Genomic DNA, 6,585 nt, shown 5'->3' with positions numbered 1-6,585 from the left:
CATAGGTTTGTCATTTTTCCATCTGGCTGGCATGAGTAGAACAATACCAGAACATTTTAAGTTGGCAAGCCGCGTCGCACTACATCATGTGCCGCCGGATCAAAGGGGATAAGCCTTTGGTTGCATTTAACTAGAGGTGTAGCGGCCTGCGAAGTCTATGGCAAAGGGAAAGGACGTGCCTTCGGGTCAGCGCCGGGCCGTAGCTTGACCGCTGCACCTGCTAAGCGAGTCCAACCCGCGACGATTCAAAAGAGCGAACAGCTTTTGGTCTTGACGGTAAACGGGTGGACTGCCCAAAGCCGCCTTGGTGGTCGCATGCTCTCGTGAACAAGGGTAAAAAGCGCCGCTTACAGCCTGCCGATTCAACAAACAGGCATCCGACCAAGCCTTGCAGCGATAACCGAAGGCTACGCAGCTTTTTGGTTCGGTGATGACTCGGTGATGATTCACGCAGTTGGCTCGACTTATCTTCTAAGCCAGCCCCTTTCTAAGTCATTGAAAAAACTTAGGAAGATTGGTGGAGCCAGACGGGATCGAACCGTCGACCTCTTGAATGCCATTCAAGCGCTCTCCCATCTGAGCTATGACCCCATCTTTGGCACGACGTTGGGCGCGTCGTGGTCACCTTCTTGGCCGTTGTTTAGGGTAGGGCGCGCAGCGGTGCAAGAGGAAAAATACGGTGCTGCGCGCCCCTTATACCAGCTTAAACGTCTTCCTCGTCGCCGGCCACATCTGTCAGATCGTCCAGCGACACGGTGTCGTCGGCGTCATCTTCCAACAGCTCATCATCGAGTTCCGCATCATCGGCGACGCCTGCAACCAGCAGATCATCATCGGCTTCCAGATCATCGACCAGTACGGCATCATCGTCTTTTTCAGGCTGCACGCGCGCGATCACGGCGGCGGCCATTTTGCGGCGTGCCGATTCGATGTCCACGACCTCGCCCGTATAGGGGCTAACGATCGGGCTGCGGTTCAAGTCGTAAAAGCGCTTGCCGGTGGTTGGGCACACGCGCTTGGTGCCCCATTCTGCCAGTGGCATGGTTTTCCCTTTGTTCAGGCTGGCCCTTGCGGGCTGTCAATTCGGAATGCAGTCGCTTGCCACAAGGCCGCGCCACTGTCAAAGGCTTTTGTCGCTGTTGCAGCGGTTGCAGCCGTGGGTGCAGATAGGTATGCTTTAGGTGCATGTCCAGAGGTATGATGTTCCTGCTTCCCGGCCCCCCTGCAATCCAGATCACCCTGCGCCGGAATGCCCGCGCGCGGCGGTTTTCCTTGCGGGTATCGCAGGCGAATGGCGCGGTGACGCTGTCTTTGCCGACGCGGGCACGGGAGGCCGAGGCGATGGCCTTTGCCCGCGCGCAAGAGGGTTGGATCCGGGCGGCGGTGGCGCGGATGCCGCAGGTGGTCGGCGTTGGTATAGGCTCGGTGCTGCCGTTTGAAGGCCAGCCGTTGCGGCTGGAAAGCGGGGCGGGGCGGTCGGTACGGGTGGAGGGCGATGTGCTGATCGTGCCGGGCGATCCTGATCGGGCGGCGGCGCGGGTCTCGGCCTTTCTGCGGGTACAGGCGCGCAACCGGCTGGTGGCGGCATCGGATCACTATGCGGGGCTGATCGGGCGCAAGGTGACGCAAATTACCCTGCGCGATACAAGCTCACGCTGGGGCTCTTGCACTTCGGATGGCGCCTTGATGTATTCATGGCGGCTGATCATGGCGCCGCCGCGCGTGCTGGATTATGTGGCCGCGCATGAGGTTGCGCATATGCTGGAGCTGAACCATTCGGATCGGTTCTGGGCTGTGGTGCAGCGACTTTTCCCCGGATGGCAGGCCGAACGCGCGTGGTTGAAGCGCGAAGGTGGGGCGCTACAGGCGATTCGGTTTGACGGCGGCGATCTTGATGGCGCTTGACCACAGCACGCTCTGGGTGCTTGGCTAGGGCATGATCTCACCCTATCCCATCCCGCCGCGACTGGCCGACCCCAATGCTGCCGCCCATGAGCGTGTCTATCGCAGTTTACGCCAGCAGGTTTTGCATGGCGAACTGGCACCCGGTCAGGCGATGACCCTGCGCGGCATTGCCGAACAATTTGGCGTCTCGATGACCCCGGCGCGCGAGGCGGCGCGGCGGTTGGTGGCCGAGGGAGCGTTTACGATGTCATCCTCGGGGCGGATTTCGACACCAGAGCTGACACCGGAACGCATAGAGGAACTGGCGGCGATCCGGGCGATGTTGGAGCCTGAAATGGCTTCGCGCGCCTTGCCCCGCGCCCATTTCGCCCTGATCGACCGCCTCGCTGCGATCAATGCGCTGAACCAGGAAGCGGTGATGAACCAGGATGCGGTGGGCTATGTGCGCACCAATCTGGAGTTTCACCGCACACTTTACCTGCGCGCCCAGACCCCGGCGATGCTGGCTTTGTGCGAGACGGTCTGGCTGCAACTGGGGCCGACAATGCGCGCGCTTTACCAAAAGCTGCGCCGCCGCGACATGCCGCAGCACCACCGGATGATCTTGGCGGCGTTGCGGGCGGGGGATGAACCGGGGCTACGGCTAGCGGTGCGCACGGATGTCACGCAGGGCTTGCGGCATCTGGCGAGTTAGGGCGATTTTTCTGCGAAAAGTCTTTTGGAACAGAGGTTTTCCGCGCGTCACGCTGGCAATTTATATTCTGCGTTGTGATCGCGCTTGCCTTATGGGGCAATCTCTAAGCGTAAGATAAGACCATCCCAATAAGCAATTCGAACGTTCAGTCCATTTTTCAGCACGTCACCCTGCGCCGCGGTGCCGCGATAGCCCTCTGTCACCAAGGAACGGGAATACCTAAAATGGATGCCGTTTACCTGAAAACTCTCTTGCTTGTTTTTGTTCGTCTCGGCGATAAAATTGCTGATCCTGCCTTCGACAATCTGAACCTGGCCACTGCTCATTGCAGCAACCGCCGAGATGTGGTGGGAATAGGTGATTGAGAACGCAAGTATCGTCCAAAACATTGAGAAGATGAGAACGAAATAGCTAAAAACTCTGTTGAGTGACGAAATTGTAAGCGCTGGCAGTCGCTTGGGCCAAAGTGTGGGTTTAACAGCTAAGATGCCGCAAAATATACCGACAAAACCCACAACTGCGAAATGCCATGTTCTGTAGCCACCGTTAGTAACGTCAAAAATCGTTTCGAAACTCATCGCGATGGCCGCCCCAGATACAAATCAAGATGAGATTTTGAGCTCAACTTGATCATGTCCGGTATATACGTAAGTCGCAAGCCGTCAGGCGTGGATCGCACCGTCCCCACAAGCCAGCGCCGCTTCACGCACCGCCTCGCTGTAGGTCGGGTGGGCGTGGCAGGTCATTGCCAGATCCTGGGCCGATGCGCCAAACTCCATCGCGACGCAAACCTCGTGGATCAGATCGCCCGCGCCCGGCCCGATGATATGGCAGCCCAAGATGCGGTCAGTGGCGGCATCCGCGAGCATTTTCACGAAACCCTCCGCCTGAAACACCGCTTTGGCGCGCGCATTGCCCATGAAGGGGAATTTGCCGACCTTGTAGGCGCGGCCCTGTTCTTTCAGTTGTTCCTCGGTGGCCCCCACCGACGCCACTTCTGGCGAGGTATAGACCACACCGGGGATCACCGCATAGTTCACATGGCCGGCTTTGCCAGCCATGATCTCGGCCAAAGCCATCCCTTCATCTTCGGCCTTATGCGCCAGCATCGGGCCGGTAATCGCATCACCAATCGCATACAAGCCACTGATATTGGTCGCATAATGCGCGTCCGTCTTGACCTGACCACGCGGCAGTATTTCAACCCCCAGCGCCTCAAGGCCCAGACCTTTAAGATAGGGTTTGCGGCCCGTGGCGACCAGAACCACCTCGGCTTCCAGACTGGCCTCGGTGTCGTTCTTGCGCAGTTTATAAGTGACCGATGCCATGCCATTCTTGGTTTCAACACCCTGCACAGCGGCCCCCAGAATAAACTTAAAGCCCTGCTTGGTCAGAATCCGTTGGAAAGACTTCGCCACTTCAGCGTCCATGCCGGGGGTGATCGCATCCAGATATTCGACCACAGTGACTTCGGTGCCCAGCCGCGCATAGACCGAGCCCATCTCCAGCCCGATCACGCCTGCGCCGATCACCACCATGGTTTTCGGGATCGACGGCAGCGTCAAAGCCCCGGTCGAGGTCACCACAATCGTCTCATCCACGGTGACACCGGGCAAGCTGGATGGCTCGGACCCCGTTGCAATCACGATATTTTTGGCGTCATGCACCTCGTCGCCGATCTGCACTTTGCCGGGGCTTGGGATCGTCGCCCAGCCTTTCAGCCAGGTGATCTTGTTCTTCTTGAACAGAAACTCGATGCCCTTGGTGTTGCCGTTCACCACATCGGTTTTATAGGCCTGCATTTTCAGCCAATCGACCGTCGGCGCCCCCCCCATCAAACCCATTTTCTCAAAGTTCTCATGGACTTCATGCAAGCTATGCGTCGCATGCAGCAAGGCTTTCGACGGGATGCAGCCGATGTTCAGGCAGGTGCCGCCAAGGGTGTCTCGACCCTCAACCACCGCCACGTTCAGGCCCAGTTGCGCGGCGCGGATGGCGCAAACATAGCCGCCGGGGCCAGCACCGATGATGATTGCGTCAAAACTTGCCATTGGTTTTTCCTTCGTAGGGTTTGCGAATGGGCTTGGTACAGACTTTGTACAGGCCTGCGTGTGTCAGATCAAAGCCGCCACGATCATGGTGAGGCTGGCGAAAAAGCCCACCGCCCAGATTGCCGAGCGCCAAGGCCGCAGCCCAAAGGCATAGGCAGGCACATAAAGCACGCGGGCGGCGAGGTAGGTATAGGCGGCGTATTGCGTCACGGCTGTTGATTGGTTGCCTAAGGTGACAACCACGACAGCAAGGGTGAAAAGGATCAACCCCTCGAAATGGTTGTTCAGCGCGCGTTGCATACGACCCGCTTGCACCGACAACTGCCGCGATGGCGGGCGGTCGCGCGGGCTAGAAGTGTAGCCTGTGCCAAGTTGCAGATTGGCCGGGATGGCGAACAGCGCGAATTGCACGCCTTGCAAAAGACCTGCGAGCGCGAGGGCGGTAAGTTCGGCTGTCATTAGGGCGCTTCCTTCTTTGGACGTTTACGGCGCTGATCCCACAGCTTGCGGTTCTCGGGCGTCAGGTGAGTGTCGCGCTGATCCGCCAGCCAAGCCAGTGCAGTTTTGTGCAAATCGTGCAACTGCGGATCGGCGTCATAGGCGGCCAGACGCGCGGTCACGCTTGGCAGATGGCGCTGGATCGAGCGGTCTTCTCCGGTGGCACGCTCGGCAATGGTCCACATCTTTGAGCCGAGCACATGGTTGGCGTGTTGCTTCGCCATGCCGTCGCCGCGCATGTTTTTCAGCAGGAACACATCTTCCGAGCGCACGAAATAATGGTGAATGTCGGCGTTTTGCCACGTCAGATCACTGTCCTTGATGCCCCTGTAATTCGCGGCAGTCGGGTGTGATAGCCCTCGATTGGGGATTTTGCCGCCCGCGCTGTTGCGCACGATCACATCGGGGTCGAGCGGATCTTTCGGCATATGGTCGATGGCGCGGGCAAATCGGTTGGGGCGAAACAGGGATTTGTGGAACACCAACTGTTCCTCAATCTGCGCCGAGCATTGGGTTTGCTCGGCCAGAAGGCTGCCACCCTGCCAGATTTTCCGCCCGACACTGGCAATAAACCGCCATGCGATGGCGACGGTATCGCAGCGGCCAATGGCTTGCAGCAGGTCGCCCACCATGCCCGCCCCGGTGGTGATGTTGAGAAATTCATCGGCGTCGATGTGCAACAGCCATTCCACATCCGCCATCGCCGGGTGCTGCAAGGCGCGGGCGAGGCCGACAACTTGCGGGGCCTCACCGGGGGCGACTTCATTGCGGATATGGATGACGGGTTCCAACTCCGCCAGCCGATCCGCCATCAGATCAGTGCCGTCTTGGCAGTTGTTGGTGACAACGAAGATGCGGTCAAAGCCGATGCTCAGGTGATAGGCCACCCACTCCAACAAAAACACCGACTCATTGCGCATACACACCACAACGGCGCGTTTGGTGCGGGGGGAGGGGGGAGCGGGGGGCATCGGGTATCCTCAACAAACTTTAAGGTGCCGAGACCAACGGCGTCAGTCCACGGGACTTGCGCTCCGAATTGATGTGTTGTCGGCACAATCCCAGCACTACTACAGTGTTAACAACGACGAATGGAGGCATATCGCGCTCTTTGGGGGTCGTCTCGTAGTAGTCGTCCACAAATTCGGCAATTTTTTCGCCACTCAGTTTTAGGTCCGCCGCACAGTTGTCTAGGCCAAATGCCCGCGCAATGTCATCGTCTGCCGGATATGCAATCATAAATGTGTCAAACATTCCCTTTGCGTAGGTCGCACGATCAGACGCGTCCATGGTTTTCCATTTCGCATAGTCTGAGACGAAAAGAGCTGAAGCGCTTGTGGCAAGAAACGACATAAAAGCAAAACAGCCGATTCCGAGAACATTTCCCAGAAAAGCCGACAAACTTTCAGCCGATTTCTTACCAGCTTTGTGCATCGT

At 58.3% G+C, this 6,585-nt stretch carries 8 protein-coding genes and 1 tRNA gene; 2 read left to right on the top strand and 7 right to left on the bottom strand.

Annotation, left to right across the window (positions count from 1 at the left end):
* Positions 1-515: 515 nt before the first annotated feature.
* Both ACP7AP_RS12120 and ACP7AP_RS12115 read right to left on the bottom strand, forming a co-directional pair.
* Positions 516-591: transfer RNA gene (locus ACP7AP_RS12120), tRNA-Ala, on the bottom strand.
* A gap of 112 nt (positions 592-703) precedes the next feature.
* Positions 704-1,042, bottom strand: a complete 339-nt coding sequence (locus tag ACP7AP_RS12115) for a TIGR02300 family protein (protein ID WP_054007019.1) — start codon at positions 1,040-1,042, stop codon at positions 704-706.
* Between the two features lie 158 nt (positions 1,043-1,200).
* Here ACP7AP_RS12115 and ACP7AP_RS12110 point away from each other — a divergent pair, with 158 nt between their 5' ends.
* Both ACP7AP_RS12110 and ACP7AP_RS12105 read left to right on the top strand, forming a co-directional pair.
* Entirely contained in the window at positions 1,201-1,905 is a 705-nt protein-coding gene (locus ACP7AP_RS12110) for a M48 family metallopeptidase (RefSeq protein WP_426034460.1), read from the top strand.
* Between the two features lie 31 nt (positions 1,906-1,936).
* On the top strand, positions 1,937-2,599 hold the full coding sequence (locus ACP7AP_RS12105) for a GntR family transcriptional regulator (protein WP_054007020.1): 663 nt from the start codon (positions 1,937-1,939) through the stop codon (positions 2,597-2,599).
* A gap of 89 nt (positions 2,600-2,688) precedes the next feature.
* Here ACP7AP_RS12105 and ACP7AP_RS12100 read toward each other — a convergent pair whose 3' ends face one another.
* From ACP7AP_RS12100 to ACP7AP_RS12080, 5 genes are all read right to left on the bottom strand, one after another.
* Positions 2,689-3,177, bottom strand: coding sequence for a hypothetical protein (locus ACP7AP_RS12100; RefSeq protein ID WP_426034459.1), 489 nt, complete (start codon positions 3,175-3,177; stop codon positions 2,689-2,691).
* A gap of 84 nt (positions 3,178-3,261) precedes the next feature.
* Positions 3,262-4,650: a dihydrolipoyl dehydrogenase gene (gene lpdA / locus ACP7AP_RS12095; protein ID WP_426034458.1), complete on the bottom strand. Its 1,389-nt coding sequence runs from the start codon at positions 4,648-4,650 to the stop codon at positions 3,262-3,264.
* Positions 4,651-4,713: 63 nt separating this feature from the next.
* On the bottom strand, positions 4,714-5,109 hold the full coding sequence (locus ACP7AP_RS12090) for an MAPEG family protein (protein WP_426034457.1): 396 nt from the start codon (positions 5,107-5,109) through the stop codon (positions 4,714-4,716).
* Positions 5,109-6,119 carry a glycosyltransferase family 2 protein gene (locus tag ACP7AP_RS12085; protein ID WP_426034456.1) on the bottom strand — a complete coding sequence of 337 codons (1,011 nt, stop codon included), beginning with the start codon at positions 6,117-6,119 and terminating at the stop codon, positions 5,109-5,111. Before ACP7AP_RS12085 ends, ACP7AP_RS12090 begins: the two co-directional genes overlap by 1 nt.
* A 19-nt stretch (positions 6,120-6,138) precedes the next feature.
* Entirely contained in the window at positions 6,139-6,582 is a 444-nt protein-coding gene (locus ACP7AP_RS12080; RefSeq protein WP_426034455.1) for a hypothetical protein, read from the bottom strand.
* Positions 6,583-6,585: the final 3 nt, after the last annotated feature.

It is taken from the genome of Cypionkella sp. TWP1-2-1b2, from assembly GCF_049896245.1.
In the GTDB taxonomy this organism is placed as follows: domain Bacteria; phylum Pseudomonadota; class Alphaproteobacteria; order Rhodobacterales; family Rhodobacteraceae; genus Cypionkella.
Note: the sequence above shows the minus strand (reverse complement) of the source record. Positions and strands in the feature narration are given on the sequence as shown.

What these genes read in the sequence shown, in the direction of transcription:
- ACP7AP_RS12080 (WP_426034455.1), bottom strand. Translation starts at nt 6,582, where the DNA reads ATGCACAAAGCTGGTAAGAAATCGGCTGAAAGTTTGTCGGCTTTTCTG.
- ACP7AP_RS12090 (WP_426034457.1), bottom strand. Translation starts at nt 5,109, where the DNA reads ATGACAGCCGAACTTACCGCCCTCGCGCTCGCAGGTCTTTTGCAAGGC.
- lpdA (WP_426034458.1), bottom strand. Translation starts at nt 4,650, where the DNA reads ATGGCAAGTTTTGACGCAATCATCATCGGTGCTGGCCCCGGCGGCTAT.
- ACP7AP_RS12110 (WP_426034460.1), top strand. Translation starts at nt 1,201, where the DNA reads ATGTTCCTGCTTCCCGGCCCCCCTGCAATCCAGATCACCCTGCGCCGG.
- ACP7AP_RS12085 (WP_426034456.1), bottom strand. Translation starts at nt 6,119, where the DNA reads ATGCCCCCCGCTCCCCCCTCCCCCCGCACCAAACGCGCCGTTGTGGTG.
- ACP7AP_RS12100 (WP_426034459.1), bottom strand. Translation starts at nt 3,177, where the DNA reads ATGAGTTTCGAAACGATTTTTGACGTTACTAACGGTGGCTACAGAACA.
- ACP7AP_RS12115 (WP_054007019.1), bottom strand. Translation starts at nt 1,042, where the DNA reads ATGCCACTGGCAGAATGGGGCACCAAGCGCGTGTGCCCAACCACCGGC.
- ACP7AP_RS12105 (WP_054007020.1), top strand. Translation starts at nt 1,937, where the DNA reads ATGATCTCACCCTATCCCATCCCGCCGCGACTGGCCGACCCCAATGCT.